Raw genomic sequence first — 17,381 nt, 5'->3', positions numbered from 1 at the left:
TTTCTCGGGCTTCGCCGGCGAAGCGTCCAGAGCTTCGATACACCGGGATGCCGTGTGATTTCAGGGGAAAGCTAACGACTGTGCGCGATTTCTGACAAGCGAAACGCGTGCACATCCGTCCATTTCTCTGTTTGTTCAAGCCCCCGTCGGCGTGACGAGCGGCAGCACGACCCCGTGGGCGTCGCGCAGCAGGGTGACGGCGGCATCCACCTCGGCAGTGCGACGGGTGTCGTCCCAGCCGAGCTCGGCGGCGGCGATCCCGGCGATCTCGTCGAGCAGGTCGAGGCTGAGCCCGCCGACGAAGGCGAGCGAGGTGCGGCGCAGCAGGATGTCGTCGAGGTGCACGACCTGCTCGGCGCGCACGAGGTGGGCGATCTCGCCGACGCTGTATGCACGATCGTTCACCAGCGACTGGTCATCCGTTCCCGCGATCGCGGAGATGACCTCGGTCGCGCGGGTGCCGTAGCGCTCGAGCAGCTGCTCGACGCGGGCGGCGTCGAGGCCCTGCGCGTTGTCGCGCACCCAGGCGCGGCGCGCGGCGTCGTCGGCCGGCCAGTTCTTGCCGCCGCCGATCGCGAGGCCCGCGGTCGAGACGGCGCGCTCGACGCCGAGGCGCTCGAGCACCTCGTTCGTGAGGTGCTCGGCGAGGGCGCGGAACGTCGTCCACTTGCCGCCGACGAGGCTGAGCGTCGGCGTCCCGCCGAGCGAGCCCTCCTCGATGCGGTAGTCGCGGGAGACGAAGCCGGGGGCGGTGTCGTCGTGGCGCGGCAGGGGGCGGATGCCCGAGAAGCGGTAGACGATCTGCGAGCGGTCGACGGCGATCTTGGGGAAGACGTGCTTCACCAGGTCGAAGAAGTAGTCGACCTCCTCCTCGGTGCAGACGACCGGCTGCGCGGGGTCGGCGTCGATGTCGGTCGTGCCGACCATGACGCGGCCCTTGAGCGGGTAGATCAGCACGATGCGGCCGTCGGAGTGCTCGAAGAAGATCTCGCGGCCCTTGGTCGCGGCGACGAGCTCGGGGTTGTCGAGCACGATGTGCGAGCCCTTGGTTCCGCCCATGAACTTGGTCGGGGTGCCGAGCGCGGCGTTGGTCAGGTCGGTCCACGGGCCGGAGGTGTTGACGACGAGGTCGGCCGTGATCTCGAAGGTGTCGCCGGTGAGGGTGTCGCGCACGGTGACCGTGCCATCCACCGCCCCGACGGCCTCGAGGTGGTTGACCGCGCGGGCCTGGTCGCCGCCGGCGACGGCGCCGTCGTGCAGCACGTCGAGGGCGATGCGCTCCGGGTCGTGCATCGAGGCGTCGTAGTAGGTGGCGGTGTACTTCAGGCCCGGGTTCATCTCGGGCAGGTCGGCGAGGGCCTTCTTGCGGCCGAGGAAGCGGTGTCGGGGAACCGAGCCGCCGTCGCGCGAGAAGGTGTCGTAGATCGTCAGGCCGACCTTGATGAGCGCGGCGCCGCGCTCCTTCGGCTTGCCCTGCTTGTGGGTGATGAAGCGGAAGGGCGCCGAGAGGATGCCGCTGAACGTCGAGAAGATCGGCACCGTCGTCTGCAGCGGCTTGACGTAGTGCGGCGCGATGCGGATGAGTCCGTTGCGCTCGACGACCGACTCGTTGACGAGGCGGAACTCGCCGTTCTCGAGGTAGCGGATGCCGCCGTGCACCATGTGCGACGAGGCGGAGGACGCACCGGAGACGAAGTCGCCGCGCTCGACGAGCACGACGTCCACGCCCTGCAGCGCGAGGTCGCGGAACGTGGCGATGCCGTTGATGCCGCCGCCGATGACGAGCACCTGGGCTCGAGGGCGGGCGCGCAGCGCCTCCAGGTCGGAGCGGTTGGGGGACGTCGGCGTCGACGGGCTCACGTGGATCTGCCTTCCTCGGGTGGTTTCTGGGTACAGTCATACCGGCGGCGCACGATCTTGCAAGCCGTTTGAACGAACGTGCAGAGGAACGGACGATGACGATCCAGAGTGTCGAGCGCAGCAGCGCACCCGACTCGATCAAGTCGCGGGAGGCGCTGCGGGCGGCCCAGCTCTACTACCTGCAGGACCTGACGATGGATGCCATCGCCCGCGAGCTGCACACCTCGCGCTCCTCGGTGTCGCGGCTGCTCAGCTTCGCCCGCGAGACCGGCCTGGTGGAGATCAGCATCCACTCGCCGCTCGATCTGTCGACCCGCACACAGCACGAGATCCGCACCCGCCACGGCGTCACCGCCCACGTCGTGCCGGTGCCCGACCGCATCAGCGAGGTCGATCGGCTCGAGCGCGTGGCCATCTCGGCCGCACGCATTCTCAGCGGCCTGGTCGACTCGAACATGACGATCGGCATCGCCTGGGGCTCGACCCTCAGCGCCATGGGACGCCACCTGCTGAGCAAGAAGACGCACAACGTGCACCTCGTGCAGCTCAACGGCGCCGCCAACACCCGCACCTCGGGCATCCCCTACGCGGGCGAGATCCTCAGCCGCTTCGGCCTCGCCTTCGGGGCCGAGCCGCACCAGTTCCCGGTGCCGGCGCTGTTCGACGACCCGGAGACGAAGAAGGCGCTGTTCCGCGAGCGCAGCATCCGCCGCGTGCTCGACCTGCAGCGGCGCACCGACCTGGCCGTGTTCGGCCTCGGCTCCCCCGGCGCCGTCGTGCCCAGCCACGTCTACGCCGGCGACTACTTCGACCAGGCCGACCACGCGATCCTGCGCAAGGAGGGCGTGGTCGGCGACGTCGCGACGGTGTTCTACCGCGCCGACGGATCCGACGACGGCATCGCGCTCAACGCCCGCTCCTCGGGCCCGAGCCTCGACGAGCTGCGCGCCATCCCCCGCCGCCTCTGCGTCGTCAGCGGACTCTCGAAGCTCGACAGCCTGCGCGGCGCGCTCGAGGCCGGGATCATGACCGACCTCGTCGTCGACGAGGACACGGCGCGGCACCTGGTCGACGCCTAAGAGCTCGGTCGACGCGGGCGGAGCCACCAGCCGCGCGGCACCTGGTCGACGCGGAGCCCCCTGTCCCTGCGCGCACTGCCCCTGCCCGGACGCGCACCGTGCGACCGCGTGTGACGCGCGGGAATACGCGCGACGGATGCCCGTTGTATCGTGCAGAGAGAAGCAATGTGCTCCGGGGTCGGTGAAAATCCGAGCCGGCGGTGATAGTCCGCGAACCTCACTTCGGTGAGGCCGATCTGGTGGAACTCCAGGACCGACGGTCAAAGTCCGGATGGGAGGAGCGCAGGGCGTCCGACGTGTCGGGCGTCCCGCGGCGCATGCCGTCACCCCCGGACCCTGCTCGAGAACGAGTTCAGGAAGACCGGATGACCGAGACCACGCCGCAGCGCACCGCGAGCCCCGCGCCCGCCGATGCCCCGTCCGCCGCGCCTGCCGCCCGCGTCGACGGTGCGAGGATCGACGCCGCGACCATCGAGCAGGCGCTGCGCCACGCGCTGACGCTGGCCGCGCGCGGGCCCGTCACCGGCGGCAACCCCCAGGTGGGATGCGTGCTGCTCGACGCCGAGGGCCGCACGGTCGCCGAGGGCTGGCACCACGGCGCCGGCACCCCGCACGCGGAGATCGACGCGCTGTCGAAGCTGCCCGTTCCGCATGACGCGCGTGGACTCACCGCCGTCGTCACCCTCGAGCCCTGCAACCACACCGGCCGCACGGGCCCGTGCAGCGAGGCGCTGATCGCCGCGGGCGTCGCCCGCGTCGTCTACGCGGTCGCCGACCCGGGCGCGAGCTCGTCGGGCGGCGGCGCACGGCTGCGCGAAGCCGGCGTGGATGTGGAGGGCGGCGTGCTCGAGGCCGAGGCCGAGTTCTTCCTGCGCCGCTGGCTGACCGCCGTGCGTCGCGGACGCCCCTGGGTGACCGTGAAGTGGGCGTCGACGCTCGACGGCCGCGCGGCCGCCGCCGACGGCACGAGCCAGTGGATCACCGGCGCCGCCGCCCGGCAGCGCGTGCACGAGCAGCGCGCCGCGAGCGACGCGATCCTCGTCGGCACCGGAACGGTGCTGGCCGACGACCCCTCGCTCACGGCCCGCGGCGACGGCGGCGAGCTGCTCGCCGCGCAGCCGGTGCCGGTCGTCGTCGGCGAGACCGCGGTGCCCTCGGACGCGGTGCTGCGCTCGCATCCGGCCGGCCTGATCGAGACCGGCACGCGCGACCTCGCGGCGGTGCTCGCCGACCTGGATGCGCGCGGCCTCCGCCGGGTCTACGTCGAGGGCGGTCCGACCCTGGCCAGCGCGATCATCGCCGCCGGCTACGCCGACGAGTACCTCGTCTACCTCGCCCCCGCCCTGCTCGGCGGCGACAGGCTCGCCCTCGGCGACCTCGGCATCCGCACCATCGGCGAGGCGCTCAGCCTGCGCGTCACCGGCGTCGAGCAGCTCGGCGACGACCTGCTGATCACGGCCGAGCCGGCCCCCGCATCCACCACCGCTGTCACCAGCACCAAGGAGAACTGATGTTCACCGGAATCATCGAAGAGCGCGGCGAGATCATCGCCTGGCAGCCGCAGGGCGACGCGGCCCGCATCACCGTGCGCGCGCCCCTCGCCGCCTCCGACGCCCACCACGGCGACTCGATCTCGGTCAGCGGCGTCTGCCTGACCGTCGTCGACCAGGGCGCCGACTGGTTCACCGCGGATGTCATGGGCGTCTCGATCGCGATGAGCACCCTCGGTCAGCGCCAGGCCGGCGATCGCGTCAACCTCGAGCGCGCCATGGCGGCCGGCGGCCGTCTCGGCGGGCACATCGTGCAGGGCCACATCGACGGAACCGCACGTCTTCTCACCGTGGAGCAGGCCGACGGCTGGCGCGTGCTGCGCTTCAGCCTCGACGCCGAGCACGCGCCCCTGGTGGTGCGCAAGGGCTCGATCACGGTCGACGGCGTCTCGCTCACCGCGAGCGGCGTCGGCGACGACTGGTTCGAGGTCTCGCTCATCCCCGAGACCCTCGCCGCGACCACGCTCGGCGCGCTCGAGCCGGGCGCCGAGGTGAACATCGAGACCGACATCCTGGCCCGGCACATCCTGCGCCTGGCCGACCTGGGCCGACTGCCCGAGCACGCCGCCGCCCTCATGAACACCGCGGGCTCGTCCGAGCACGCCGGCACCACCACCGACACCACCACCACCGAGGAAGAGCAGGTGCGCGCATGAGCCTCGCGAGCATCCCCGAAGCACTGCAGGCCCTGCGGGAGGGCAAGCCCGTCATCGTCGCCGACGACGAGGGCCGTGAGAACGAGGGCGACGTCATCCTCGCCGCGCAGAGCGCCAGCCAGGAATGGATCGCCTGGACGGTCAAGCACAGCTCGGGCTTCATCTGCGCCCCGATGACGAACGAGATCGCCGACCGGCTGAACCTGCCGCCGATGGTCGAGCACAACGAGGACCCGCGCGGCACCGCCTACACGGTCAGCGTGGATGCGGCCGATCGGCTCAGCACCGGCATCAGCGCCAGCGACCGCGCGCACACCCTGCGCACGCTGGCCGATCCGGCCTCGACGCCCGCCTCGCTCTCGCGCCCCGGCCACATCATGCCGCTGCGCGCCGTCGACGGCGGCGTGCGCGAGCGCGACGGTCACACCGAGGCCGCGGTCGACCTGATGAAGCTCGCCGGGCTCATCCCCGTCGGCGCGATCAGCGAGATCGTCGCCGACAACGGCGAGATGGAGCGCCTGCCCGGACTCATCGCGCTGGGCGAGCGCGAGGGCGTGCCGGTCATCACGATCGAGGAGCTCATCCGCTTCATGGAGGCGAACCGCTGCGAGACCGACCCCGAGCCGGTCGTCGACGTGAGCGAGTGGCAGCGCGTGACCTTCGAGGTCGAGACGACCGTGCCGACCGAGCACGGCACCTTCCGCGTGCGCGCCTACCGCGACCGCTCGACCGGCGCCGATCACGTCGCCTGGATCTCCGACGGCCCGGACGGCGTCGCGCCCGCCGACGGCACGCTCGTGCGCGTGCACTCGGAGTGCCTGACCGGCGAGGCCTTCGGCTCGCTCAAGTGCGAGTGCGGACCCCAGCTGGATGCGGCGCTCGAGACCATCCGCGACCAGGGCGGCGTCGTGATCTACCTGCGCGGCCACGAGGGTCGCGGCATCGGGCTGATCAACAAGCTGCGCGCCTACCGCCTGCAGGAGGACGGCCTCGACACCCTCGACGCCAACCTGCGCCTGGGCCTGCCCGCCGACGCGCGCGACTACGGCGCCGCGACCGCGATCCTCGACGACCTCGGAGTGGAGCGGGTGCGCCTGCTCAGCAACAACCCCGAGAAGGCGCGCCAGCTGCGCGAGCGCGGCATCGAGATCGACGAGCTCGTGCCGCTCGTCGTCGGCGTCGGCGAGTTCAACGAGGGCTACCTCGACGCCAAGCGCGACCGGATGGGCCACGCCCTCCCGGCGCACGAGGTGCTCGACGAGGCCCGCCGCAGCGCCGTCGGCCGCGCGGGCGCGCTGCCCGTCGTCGGCGAGGTGACCGGCAGCATCCCCACCGCATCCACGACCACCACGACTTCCGCACCGACCGAGAGGACCGCATCATGAGCGGCGAAGGACAGCCCACCTACGAGATCGACGGCCGCGGCCTGAAGGTCACGATCGTCTCCGGACTCTGGCACCACAAGATCGCCGACGGCCTGCTCGCCGGCGCCCGCCGCGTGCTCGAGGCCTCGGGCGCCGAGATCACCGAGGTGCAGGTGCCCGGCAGCTTCGAGCTGCCCGTCGCCTCGAAGGCCGCCCTCGACGCGGGCGCGGATGCCGTGGTCGCCCTCGGCGTGATCGTGCGCGGCGGCACCCCGCACTTCGAGTACGTCAGCTCGGCCGCGACCGACGGACTCACCCGCGTCGCCCTCGACACCGGCAAGCCGGTCGGCTTCGGCGTGCTCACCCTCGAAGACGAGCAGCAGGGCATCGACCGCGCCGGCTACCCGGAGTCGAAGGAGGACAAGGGCGCCGAGGCCGCCTCGGCCGCTCTCGCCACCGCGATCGTGCTGCGCCAGATCGCGGGCCACGCTCGCACGAGCATCCCGGCCTGACCCGCGCCAGCTCCACCCGTCGACCCCGGCGCGCTTCGGCGCTCCGGGGTCGACAGCTGTCGGGCAGTGGTCGGAACACGGTTCTGAACAGGCGTAAGGTTTCCACCGGGTCGCCACAAGCGACCGCCCCTCCCACCACCTCGCGCCCCGCCGTCGAGCGAGCACGCCGCTGAACCCGCGCGGCGACTCGGCTCCGGCCCCGTGGCGCCGCTCACCCTCCCTGGAGTCCCGCATGTCCGCGTCGTCCACGACGCCCACCGGCAGCCCCGCCGGAAGCACCCCCGGCGGTCCCGCCGCCCCGGTCAACAAACGCTCGCGCGTCGTCTTCGCGAGCCTCATCGGCACCTCGATCGAGTTCTACGACTTCTACGTCTACGCGACCGCCGCCGTGCTGGTCTTCCCGGCGCTGTTCTTCCCCAACGCGGATGCGACCACCTCGCTGCTGTCGTCGTTCGCCTCCTTCGGCGCCGCCTTCATCGGCCGCCCGCTCGGCTCGATCCTGTTCGGCCACTTCGGCGACCGCATCGGCCGCAAGACGACGCTCATCGCGGCGCTGCTCACGATGGGCATCGCGACCTTCCTCATCGGCTGCCTGCCCGGCGCATCCACGCCCGGCTGGGCTGTGCTCGCCCCGGCGCTGCTCACGCTGTTCCGCTTCGGCCAGGGCATCGGCCTCGGCGGCGAGTGGAGCGGCGCCGCGCTGCTCGCGACCGAGAACGCCCCCGAGGGCAAGCGCGCGATCTACGGCACCTTCCCGCAGCTGGGCGCCCCGATCGGCTTCATCATCGCGAACGGTCTGTTCCTCATCCTGAACCTCACGATGACGCCCGAGACCTTCGCCGACTGGGGCTGGCGCGTGCCGTTCCTGGCGAGCGCGCTGCTCGTGATCGTCGGCCTGTACGTGCGCTTCCGCCTGGTCGAGGCGCCCGCCTTCACGAAGGTCGTCGAGCAGAACGCCGTCGCGCGGGTGCCGCTCGGCCGGGTCTTCCGCTTCAACTGGTGGCAGCTCATCCTCGGCACGTTCATCATGCTGGCGACCTACGTGCTCTTCTACCTGATGACCACGTTCACGCTGACCTACGGCACGACCCCGTCGACCGTCGAGGCCGGCAAGGCGGCGGCGGATGCGGCCGGCAAGCCCTTCAACGCCGACGCCTTCCTCGCGGGACTCGGCTACACCCGCACCGACTTCCTGATCATGCTGATCGTCGGCGTCGTGTTCTTCGGCATCTTCACGCTCGTCGCAGGCCCGCTCGCCGAGCGCTTCGGTCGGCGCAACATGCTCTCGGTCGTCACCGCCGGCATCTTCGTGTTCGGGTTCCTGTTCGTGCCGCTCGCCGACGCCGGCTTCGTGGGCGTCATGCTCTGGCTGATCATCGGCTTCTCCCTCATGGGCCTGACCTTCGGCCCGATGGGCGCCACGCTGCCCGAGCTGTTTCCGACGAACGTGCGCTACACCGGCTCGGGGGTCAGCTACAACGTGTCGAGCATCATCGGCGCGGCCGTCGCCCCGATCATCGCCCTGGCGCTGTGGGGCCTCGCGGGCGGCAGCATCATCCTCGTCGGCATCTACCTGAGCGTCGCCGCCGTGCTCACCTTCGCGGCGCTGCGTCTGTCGAAGGAGACCAAGCACGCCGACTTCTCGACGATCGTCGAGTGAGCGACCCGCGCTGACGTCGGCGGCCGCCCCGGTCGCCGTCTCGCGCCCAGAGCCCGGTGCCGCACTCGCGGCGCCGGGCTCTCGCGCATCCAGCGGGCAGCATCCAGCGCCCCGCACCCAGCGCTCCGCCGCCCTTTCGCGCACACTGGGGTCATGGCGGATGTCGTGATCGAGGACCAGAAGGATGCGTCGCGCTACGCGCTCAGCGTCGACGGCGAACTCGTGAGCGTGCTCGACTACCGGGTTCTCGGCGAGCAGATCTCGTTCCCGCACACCTTCACCAAGCCGCAGCACCGCGGACACGGCTGGGCCGAGAAGCTCGTCGACTTCGCGATCGACGACGTGGAGCAGAACTCCGCACGCCGAGTCGTGCCGATGTGCTGGTACGTGGCGCAGTGGTTCGACGCGCACCCCGAGCGCGCGGGGCTGCTCGCGCGCTGAGCCGGCCGACGCATCCCCTCAGTCGAGGAAGAGGGCCCGCAGCCGCCGCGTCGTGAACACCATGCCGATCGCGACCATCACCGCGTAGTAGGCGACGTGCACGAGCAGCATCGGCCCGATCGCCCCGGTCGTCAGGCTGCGGATGAGCTCGACGCCGTGCCAGAGCGGCATGGCCTGGATGAACCACTGGATCGGCTCGGGGTAGACCGTGAGCGGATAGAACGTCGCCGACAGCAGGAACATCGGCAGCATGACGAACTGGATCCAGTCCATGTGCTGGAAGGTCTTCAGGTAGCTCGTGATCGCCATGCCGATGCTCGCGAAGCCGAAGGCGATGAGCAGCAGGGCGGGCAGGGCGAGCACGGCCGTCCACGACAGGTTCAGCCCGAGCGCGGTCATGACGACGAGGAAGATCGTGCCATAGACGCCGCCGCGCAGCAGCGCGAGCAGGATCTCGCCGAGGGCGATGTCGAGCGGCCCGAGACTCGTGGCGAGCATGCCCTGATAGAGCTTGCCGAAGTGCATCTTGAAGAAGACGTTCCAGGTGGAGTCGTAGACGGCGCCGTTCATCGCCGAGACCGCGAGCAGCGCCGGCGCGATGAACGCGGCGTAGCTGATCGGGTTGCCGGCCGGGTCGGTCACGCCGGTCACATAGCCGCCGAGCCCGACGCCGAGCGAGAGCAGGTAGAACACCGGCTCGACGACGCCGGTGAGCACGACGATCCAGTTGGTGCTGCGGGTGGCGACGAGGCCGCGCACGACGACCGAGCGGGCGTTGCCGGCGTAGAGCGCGCGCACGCCTCCGCCGCGGCGACGGGGGCCGGTTCCGTCGCCCCGCGAGCGGGCGGCGGCGACGCGCGCCGTCGTGCTGCTCACTTGTCGAGCCTCCGCTTCACGATGCGCTGACAGAGCAGCCAGCCGACCGCGGCGAGCGCCAGCAGGTAGGCGAGGTGCACGAGCGTGAGCCAGAACGGCTCGGTCGGACCGTAGGCGACCTGACGGCCGAGCTCGCTCGCGTGCCAGAGCGGCGAGAGCCATCCGATCGGCTGCAGGTAGACGGGCAGCTGGGTCAGCGGGAAGACGGTTCCGCTGAACAGGGTGAGCGGCAGGATCACGACGCGCTGCAGCACCGCGAACTGCCCCTTGTCCTCCTTGATCGTGGCGGCGTAGGCCGCGACGAGGGTCCAGGAGAAGCCGGCCAGCAGGCCGATCGGGATGAGCAGCACGCCGGCGGGCGAGGGCATCGCCCCGAACAGCAGGATCACCAGGTAGTAGATGGTGACCGTGATCGTCATGCGCACGGCCGCGAAGAGGAAGTGCCCGGTCACGATCTGCGGGCCGGAGATCGGCGCCGCGTTCATGCCGACGAACACCGGGTTCCACTTCAGCCCGAGCAGGATGCCGAAGGTGAACTCCTCGGTCGCGACGAGCGTGCCGGCGGTGACCAGCAGCGCCGGCGCCACGAACTCGATGTAGCTGACAGGCCCGTTCGCACCGCCGGGGCCGACGTTGCCGGTGATGAGCGTCGCGAGCCCGACGCCGAAGGCGAAGAGGTAGATGAGGGGCGTGCCCGTCGCGGTCGCGATCATCGTCACGCCGAACTTGCTCATGGTGCGCAGCTGGTGCTCGGCGACGAACAGCGGGCCGAGCCGGCGCGGTCGGGAGCCGGTCGCGAGCAGCTCGTCACGGGTCGGGTACGGCCGGGCGCCGCCCGTCGTCGAGGAGCCGGGGCCCGTGCCCGGCGACGGCGCACCGGCGCCCGCGCCCGCGTTCGGAGTCGCGGAGCTCATTCGATCAGCGACCTTCCCGTGAGCCGCAGGAAGACGTCCTCGAGGCTCGACCGCCGCACGAGCGAGGTGACGGGCTCGAGTCCGCTCTCGATCACGGCGGCGAGCGCGTGCTCGCCGTTGTCGGCGTAGACGAGCACCCGGTCGGGCAGCTCCTCGATGCGCTCGCCCAGGCCGGCGATCGCGCCGATGCGCTTCGCCGCATCCGCGTTACGGTCCGAGCCGAAGCGCACCTCGACCACCTCGCGCGTCGAGTGCTGGCGGATGAGCGCCGCCGGGCTGCCCTCGGCCATGATCTGCCCCTTGTCGACCACGACGAGCCGGTCGCAGAGCTGCTCGGCCTCATCCATGTAGTGGGTCGTGAGCACGAGCGTCGTGCCCTGCTCCTTGAGGCGGAACAGGCGATCCCAGAGGATGTGCCGCGCCTGCGGGTCGAGGCCGGTCGTCGGCTCGTCGAGCAGCAGGATGCGCGGGTCGTTGATGAGCGCGCGGGCGATCGTGAGACGGCGCTTCATGCCGCCGGAGAGGTCGTCGACCTTGCTCTTCGCCTTGTCTTCCAGCTGGGCGAAGGCGAGCAGCTCGTCGGCACGCTGCGCGATCACCCGGCGCGGGAGCCCGAAGTAGCGGCCGTAGACGAGCAGGTTCTCGCGCGCCTGCAGCTCCATGTCGAGGTTGTCGAGCTGCGGCACGACGCCGAGCTGCGCGCGGATCTCGGGGCCGTGGCGGTCGGGATCGAGCCCCAGGATGCTCAGCTCGCCGGCTGTGCGCGTCGACACCGCCCCGACCATCCGCATCGTCGTCGACTTGCCGGCGCCGTTCGGCCCGAGCAGCCCGAACGACTCCCCCGGCGGCACGTCGAAGTCGATGCCGCCGACCGCGACGGTCTCGCCGTAGACCTTCGTGAGACCGGCGGCGTGGATGACAGGTTCGCTCACGGGTTCACCCTAGACAGACCGTGCGACATCGTGAACAGCGTCTACGATCGCGCCGCATCCGCTCAGACGGCGAAGTACAGGTGGGTGTGCAGCGCGCATCCCGGGTTGAATCCGGCGCCGCAGCGCGGGCACGAGGAGTCGGCCGCGAGGTACTCGGCGATCGTCAGCTCGGCCTTGCATTCGCCGCACAGCACCGCCCGGGTGTCGCGCGCATCGAGCGGCCAGACCTCGGCCGGGTGGTCGACGGTCTCGGCATGGCACGCGTGGCACGGGTAGTAGTCGCCGCAGCAGGCGAAGCGGATCGCGATCACGTCGAGCTCGCTGCGGTAGTGGATGCAGCGGGTCGCGTCGTCGACGACCGGCCCGAGCACACGGGGTGCGGGCGCGGCGGTCGTCATGCCGCCATCGTGCCACGGCCCCGGACGACGGGCCGCCCGGAGCCACCTCCGAGCGGGGATGTGGGACGCTCTACGGTGGACCGCGCCCCGGGCGTCGGCCCGGCCGAGACCCCCGCGCCCTGGAGAGAACCGTGAGCTCCCCCGCATCCCCCGCCCCTGCGCGCCGCAGCCCCTTCGCCCGCCCGGCGAAGGACGACGGCCCGCGCGCCTCGCTGCGCGACCTGCTGCCCTACCTGACCGAGCACCGCGGGGCCCTCATCGCGGTCGTGCTGCTGAGCCTCGTCGGCGCGGCCGCCTCGCTCGCGCAGCCCGCCCTGGTCAGCACGGTCATCGGCCGCGTCGAGAAGGGCGCGAGCCTCGGCCCGCTCACCTGGCTGCTCATCGCGCTGGTCGTCGTGAGCGCGCTCATCTCGGCCGTGCAGCACTACCTGCTGCAGCGCACCGGAACCAGCGTCGTGCGCTCGGCGCGCGTGCAGCTCGTGCGCCGCATCCTGCACCTGCCGATCACCGAGTTCGACCTGCGCCGCACCGGCGACCTGGTCTCGCGCGTCGGCAGCGATACGACCCTGCTCTACGCGGTCATGACCCAGGGTCTGGTGGATGCGGTCGGCGGCGCCGTCGTCTTCATCGGCGCGATCATCGGCATGGCCGTCATCGATCCGGTGCTGCTCGGGTTGACCGTGCTGGTCGTCGCCGTCTCGATCGTCGCGGTCGTGCTGCTGAGCGGGCGCGTGCGTGTCGCCAGCCGCCAGCAGCAGGAGCGCGTCGGCGACCTGGCCGCCTCGGTCGAGCGCGCCGTCAGTGCGATCCGCACCGTGCGCGCGGCCGGCGCGACCGAGCGCGAGGGCGCCGAGATCGAGAAGGACGCCGACGCGGCCTGGGGCGCCGGCATCCGCGTCGCCAAGGTGTCGGCGCTGATCGTGCCGATCGCGGGCATCGCGATGCAGGCCTCGTTCCTGGTGGTGCTCGGCGTCGGCGGATTCCGCGTCGCGAGCGGAGCGATCACGGTCGCGAGCCTGGTCGCGTTCATCCTCTTCCTGTTCCTCATGATCATGCCGCTGGCCACCGCCTTCGGTGCGATCACCTCGGTCAACCAGGCGCTCGGCGCGCTGGGCCGCATCCGCGAGATCATCGCGATCCCGAGCGAGAGCGAGGGGGATGCGGCGACCGCCGCCCGCGCGACGAGCCTCTCGGTCGCGCCGGTCGTGAGCGGGGCCGTGACGGCGCTGGCCGTCGACGAGCACGAGGATGCGGCGATCCGCTTCGACGAGGTCGTGTTCCGCTACCCCGAGGCCGCGCACCGCACCGAGCGCGAGAAGGAGATCGCCGCCGCGGTCGGCACCGTCGCCGAGCCGCGCGATCGCACCGTGCTCAAGGGCGTCTCCTTCGCGGTGCCGAAGGGGCAGCGCACCGCGCTCGTCGGGCCGTCGGGCGCGGGCAAGAGCACGATCCTCGCTCTCATCGAGCGCTTCTACGACGCCGACAGCGGGCGCGTGCTGTTCGGCGAGCGGGATGTGCGCACGATCGACCGCGGCGAACTGCGGTCGCAGCTGGGCTACGTCGAGCAGGATGCGCCGGTGCTGGCCGGCACGCTGCGCCAGAACCTGACGCTGGCGGCATCGGGAGCGAGCGACGAGGACTGCATCCGCGTGCTGCGCGAGGTCAATCTCGGCGCCGTGCTCGAGCGCAACGAGCTCGGCCTCGACGCGCCCGTCGGCGAGGACGGCGTCATGCTCTCCGGCGGCGAGCGTCAGCGCCTCGCGATCGCCCGGGCGCTGCTCGCGGCCCCGCCCGTGCTGCTGCTCGACGAGGCGACGGCCGCGCTCGACGGCGTCAACGAGCAGCTGCTGCGCGAGGCCATCGACCGCGTCGCCGCCGACCGCACGCTGCTCGTGATCGCGCACCGCCTCTCGACGGTCGTCGACAGCGACCGCATCATCGTGCTCGACGGCGGCCGGGTCGCCGGCATCGGAACCCACGCCGAGCTGCTCGAGTCGACGCCGCTCTACCGCGAGCTCGCGCGGCACCAGCTGCTCGTCTGAGCAGCCGCCCCGCGCGATGCCGCGCGGCTGACGACGCGCCGGCCGACGGTGGCTAGACCAGCACGGCCCCGGCGGCCGCGAGCTCGGCGAGGGCCGCGGTCGACGACTCCGGGGCGACACCGGCGATGAGCGAGGTCAGGATGCGCACCCGGCGTCCGCCGCGCAGCGCGTCGAGGGCGCTGGCACGCACGCAGTAATCGGTCGCGATGCCCACCACATCCACCTCGTCGATGCCGCGGCGGGCCAGCTCGTCGGCGAGCGTGCTGCCGTCGGCGAGGGTCCCCTCGAAGGCCGAGTAGGCGGGAACGCCCTGCCCCTTCTTCACGTGCACGTCGATGAGCGAGGCATCGAGCGCTGGGTGGTACTCGGCGCCGAGGGTGTCGGCGACGCAGTGCACCGGCCAGGTCTCGACGTAGTCGGGCTCGGCGCCGTCGGCGAAGTGCCCGCCATTGGTGTCGTCGCCGTGGTGCCAGTCGCGCGAGGCGACGACGAGCCCGTAGCGCTCCGGGTCGTCGCCGAGCAGCTGAGTCACGCCCGCGGCGACCGCCGCCCCGCCGCGCACGCCGAGCGCGCCGCCCTCGGTGAAGTCGTTCTGCACATCCACGATCAGCAGAGCCCTGGTCGCTGCCGCCATCGGCGTACCTCCTTGCTCGCGGATGCCCGCGCTCAGATGCTGGACAGATTCGCGCCGCAGTCGCGCAGCGCCGCGGCGAGCGCGTCGAGCGCGGGATCGGCGCTCTCGTTCACGGCGTCGCCGACGCCGAGGAAGGCGAAGGCGAGCATGGTGCCGTCGGCGGACTGCACGGTTCCGATCAGCGTGCGCACCCCCGGGCCGCCGCCGCTGAAGGCCTCGACCGCGCCGTCGGCCGCGCCGGTGCCGCCGAAGCGCCCCGCCAGCGCGCCGCTCTGGCCGCTGCGGCCCAGCTGGCTGCGCAGCAGCGCGAGCTCGTCGTGGCCCTGCGCGATCTCGGCGGCGAAACGCGAGAGGAAGACCGCCGAGACGGCGTTCTGGTCGCTGAGCCCGGAGCCGTCGTGCACGACGATGCCGGTGGTCGCGACGCCGTAGCCGGCGAGCGCCGTCGCATAGGTTCCGGTGAGCGACGCCGCGCTGCCGCCGTCGCCCTGCTTCTTCGAGACGAGCCGGCCGAGCGTCTCGGCGAGCGTCGCGTCGTCGAGGGTGAGCATCTGACCGACCAGCTGCGAGATCGGCTGCGACTGCACCTGGGCGATCTCGGTGCCGCCCGCGGGGGCGGTCGCGGCGAGGGTCGTGGCGTCGTCGGCGACGAGAGCGGGCGCCGCCGCCCGCAGCGCCGCGAGCGCCTTCGGGCCGACCGCGGCGACCGGGTCGTCGGAGCGCGGGCTGATCGCCGCAGCCGGGTCGGCACGGTCGCCGTCGAGCTGCAGCGAGGTCACCTTCGACACGACGCCGGTGGTCTGCAGCGTGGTCGGCCACGACGCATCCCAGCTGTCGCCCGTGCCCCAGTAGCTCGCGTCGAGCACGACCTTCGCGATCTTCTTGCCCGGGTGACGCTCACCCCAGGCCTTCGCGGCCGTGCTGAGCAGGTCTGCGAGCCGCGGAGCGCCGGCGTAGACCGAGACGCCGCCGGCCGGCAGCCCGCTGAGGGTGACGTCCCCGTGGCCGACGACCGCGATCGAGTCGTCTCCGGCGTCGATCACGGTGGTCGGGATGCGGTAGTCGGGCCCGAGCACGCTGAGCGCGGCTCCGGCCGTGAGCAGCTTCATGGCGGAGCCGGGGCGCACCGGGGTCGCACCGCCGCGGTCGTAGAGGGCGTCGCCGCCGGTCGCCGAGATGACGGTGCCCTCGAAGGTGCCGAGCCGGCCGTCGGCGGCGAGCGGGCTGATCGAGCAGCTGCGCAGTCGCAGGGGCGCGGGGATCGTGTCGGGTCGCGGGCGCGCGCTCGGCTTCGCGGAGGCGGCGTCGTCGGCCTTCTCCTCGGCGGCCGCGCGGCTCACGGCCATCTCGTGACCGCCGGCGACAGCGAGGGTGCCGAGCAGGGCGAACGCGGCGACGAAGGCGAGCGCGCCGATCAGCAGCCGACGCTCGCGGAGTCGCGCGACGACGCCGGCGAGGCGATCGCGCGGCGGGGCGCTGGACGCGGACGCGGCGGAGGATGCGGGGGCCGGCGATCCCGGTGCGGGATGCGGCGATCCCGGTGCGGGGTGCGGCGCGGCGGTCACGGAGTCCGGCGATCCCGGTGCCGGATCAGACGCAGGAGGCACGGAGCCGACGGGCTCGGGAGCGCTCGCCGACGGCTCGGGATCTGTCCCTCGCCTGCTCTCGCCGTCACGCGGCGGCGTCTCGTCCGTCACGCCGTCATCCTACGAGCGCCCGCCTGGGGCCGGCCTGCGGTGCGGGCAGAGGCGCACTGGTGGCCTCTTCACGCAGCGCGACCCGCGCAACTCCCCGAGCCCGCCGGCACACGCCGATGGGCCCCGCACCTGGCGGGGCCCATCGAGGTCGTGTGGTCGGAACGCGGCCGGTGGTCGCTTCCGATCGCGCGGCGTCGTCGCGCCGGGCGACGACGACGGCGGCTCGGCTCAGTGCGCCTTGTCGTAGGCGTCGAGGATCTCGCCCTTGACGCGACCGCGGTCGCCGACGCTGTAGCCGTTGGCGTTCGCCCATTCGCGGATCGCGGCGAGGTCTTCGGGGCTGCGGCCGCTGCCGCTCGATCCCGACCCGCCGGAGCCGGCGGCGCGGGCGCCGGAGCGGCGCAGTCCCGAGGGGGCGCCGACGCGGGTGCCGGCGTCGATGAAGGGCTGCAGCGCGGCCTCGAGCTTGGCGACGTTGTCGTCGGAGAGGTCGATCGAGTACTGCACGCCGTTGAAGGCGAAGGTCGTCGAGCGGGTGCCGTCGGGCAGGTCCTCGCCGCTGAGGTCGTCGGTGAACTGGATCACTGTGCGTCGCGCCATAAACCGAACACTAATGCGGAAAGCGGATTAGTCGCACATTATCTCCGCGCGCCAGCAATTCTTCTTCATGATTCCCCTAACCCGCATCCCTTTCCCGCAATCCGCGAAAGCGCCCGCGCAGAGAATCGATCGGTCGCAAATCGTCGCCTCGGCACCCCCGCAGGCG

The 17,381-nt window shown here is 72.0% G+C and carries 16 protein-coding genes and 1 riboswitch; of the genes, 8 read left to right on the top strand and 8 right to left on the bottom strand.

Annotated features, from left to right (window positions below):
• Nucleotides 1-135 precede the first annotated feature (135 nt).
• Complete coding sequence (locus tag BJ979_RS06500; RefSeq protein ID WP_179566344.1) at nucleotides 136-1,860, bottom strand: glycerol-3-phosphate dehydrogenase/oxidase; 1,725 nt, start codon at nucleotides 1,858-1,860, stop codon at nucleotides 136-138.
• Between the two features lie 95 nt (nucleotides 1,861-1,955).
• Between BJ979_RS06500 and BJ979_RS06495 the strand changes: the two genes are divergently transcribed.
• The 7 genes from BJ979_RS06495 (at nucleotide 1,956) to BJ979_RS06465 (ending at nucleotide 9,122) form a co-directional block, all read left to right on the top strand.
• Nucleotides 1,956-2,939, top strand: a complete 984-nt coding sequence (locus BJ979_RS06495) for a sugar-binding transcriptional regulator (RefSeq protein ID WP_179566342.1) — start codon at nucleotides 1,956-1,958, stop codon at nucleotides 2,937-2,939.
• Nucleotides 2,940-3,103: 164 nt separating this feature from the next.
• Nucleotides 3,104-3,226, top strand: a riboswitch (FMN riboswitch).
• Between the two features lie 78 nt (nucleotides 3,227-3,304).
• Nucleotides 3,305-4,450, top strand: a complete 1,146-nt coding sequence (gene ribD, locus BJ979_RS06490) for a bifunctional diaminohydroxyphosphoribosylaminopyrimidine deaminase/5-amino-6-(5-phosphoribosylamino)uracil reductase RibD (RefSeq protein WP_179566340.1) — start codon at nucleotides 3,305-3,307, stop codon at nucleotides 4,448-4,450.
• Nucleotides 4,450-5,145, top strand: coding sequence for a riboflavin synthase (locus tag BJ979_RS06485; protein ID WP_179566338.1), 696 nt, complete (start codon nucleotides 4,450-4,452; stop codon nucleotides 5,143-5,145). Before ribD ends, BJ979_RS06485 begins: the two co-directional genes overlap by 1 nt.
• Complete coding sequence (ribB, locus tag BJ979_RS06480) at nucleotides 5,142-6,530, top strand: 3,4-dihydroxy-2-butanone-4-phosphate synthase (RefSeq protein ID WP_179566336.1); 1,389 nt, start codon at nucleotides 5,142-5,144, stop codon at nucleotides 6,528-6,530. Before BJ979_RS06485 ends, ribB begins: the two co-directional genes overlap by 4 nt.
• Complete coding sequence (gene ribH / locus BJ979_RS06475; RefSeq protein ID WP_179566334.1) at nucleotides 6,527-7,021, top strand: 6,7-dimethyl-8-ribityllumazine synthase; 495 nt, start codon at nucleotides 6,527-6,529, stop codon at nucleotides 7,019-7,021. The genes ribB and ribH overlap by 4 nt, the downstream gene beginning before the upstream one ends.
• A gap of 232 nt (nucleotides 7,022-7,253) precedes the next feature.
• The gene (locus BJ979_RS06470) at nucleotides 7,254-8,681 is read left to right on the top strand and encodes an MFS transporter (protein ID WP_179566332.1); all 1,428 of its coding nucleotides are present in this window, start codon (nucleotides 7,254-7,256) and stop codon (nucleotides 8,679-8,681) included.
• A 153-nt stretch (nucleotides 8,682-8,834) separates the two neighbouring features.
• Nucleotides 8,835-9,122 carry a GNAT family N-acetyltransferase gene (locus BJ979_RS06465; protein WP_179566330.1) on the top strand — a complete coding sequence of 96 codons (288 nt, stop codon included), beginning with the start codon at nucleotides 8,835-8,837 and terminating at the stop codon, nucleotides 9,120-9,122.
• A gap of 18 nt (nucleotides 9,123-9,140) precedes the next feature.
• On the opposite strand, the gene BJ979_RS06460 is transcribed toward BJ979_RS06465, so the two are convergent.
• From BJ979_RS06460 to BJ979_RS06445, 4 genes are all read right to left on the bottom strand, one after another.
• A complete protein-coding gene (locus BJ979_RS06460) occupies nucleotides 9,141-9,998 on the bottom strand; it encodes an ABC transporter permease (protein WP_179566328.1) in 858 nt (285 codons plus the stop codon).
• Complete coding sequence (locus BJ979_RS06455) at nucleotides 9,995-10,912, bottom strand: ABC transporter permease (protein WP_179566319.1); 918 nt, start codon at nucleotides 10,910-10,912, stop codon at nucleotides 9,995-9,997. Before BJ979_RS06455 ends, BJ979_RS06460 begins: the two co-directional genes overlap by 4 nt.
• Complete coding sequence (locus tag BJ979_RS06450) at nucleotides 10,909-11,844, bottom strand: ABC transporter ATP-binding protein (protein ID WP_179566311.1); 936 nt, start codon at nucleotides 11,842-11,844, stop codon at nucleotides 10,909-10,911. The genes BJ979_RS06455 and BJ979_RS06450 overlap by 4 nt, the downstream gene beginning before the upstream one ends.
• Nucleotides 11,845-11,906: 62 nt before the next feature.
• Nucleotides 11,907-12,242 carry a CHY zinc finger protein gene (locus BJ979_RS06445; protein ID WP_179566303.1) on the bottom strand — a complete coding sequence of 112 codons (336 nt, stop codon included), beginning with the start codon at nucleotides 12,240-12,242 and terminating at the stop codon, nucleotides 11,907-11,909.
• Between the two features lie 131 nt (nucleotides 12,243-12,373).
• Between BJ979_RS06445 and BJ979_RS06440 the strand changes: the two genes are divergently transcribed.
• Entirely contained in the window at nucleotides 12,374-14,284 is a 1,911-nt protein-coding gene (locus BJ979_RS06440) for an ABC transporter ATP-binding protein (protein ID WP_179566301.1), read from the top strand.
• A 52-nt stretch (nucleotides 14,285-14,336) separates the two neighbouring features.
• Here the strand turns inward: BJ979_RS06440 and BJ979_RS06435 are convergent, their stop codons facing one another.
• The 3 genes from BJ979_RS06435 to BJ979_RS06425 all read right to left on the bottom strand — a co-directional run bounded on the left by BJ979_RS06435 (nucleotide 14,337) and on the right by BJ979_RS06425 (nucleotide 17,215).
• Nucleotides 14,337-14,918 carry an isochorismatase family protein gene (locus BJ979_RS06435; RefSeq protein WP_179566299.1) on the bottom strand — a complete coding sequence of 194 codons (582 nt, stop codon included), beginning with the start codon at nucleotides 14,916-14,918 and terminating at the stop codon, nucleotides 14,337-14,339.
• 32 nt (nucleotides 14,919-14,950) lie between these two features.
• Nucleotides 14,951-16,483, bottom strand: a complete 1,533-nt coding sequence (locus tag BJ979_RS06430; RefSeq protein ID WP_179566297.1) for a D-alanyl-D-alanine carboxypeptidase — start codon at nucleotides 16,481-16,483, stop codon at nucleotides 14,951-14,953.
• A gap of 360 nt (nucleotides 16,484-16,843) precedes the next feature.
• Nucleotides 16,844-17,215 (bottom strand): histone-like nucleoid-structuring protein Lsr2, encoded by a 372-nt coding sequence (locus BJ979_RS06425; protein ID WP_179566295.1) that lies wholly within the window; start codon nucleotides 17,213-17,215, stop codon nucleotides 16,844-16,846.
• Nucleotides 17,216-17,381: the final 166 nt, after the last annotated feature.

It is taken from the genome of Schumannella luteola, from assembly GCF_013408685.1.
Taxonomy (GTDB): domain Bacteria; phylum Actinomycetota; class Actinomycetes; order Actinomycetales; family Microbacteriaceae; genus Schumannella; species Schumannella luteola.
This window is presented reverse-complemented; position numbering and strand designations above follow the sequence as displayed.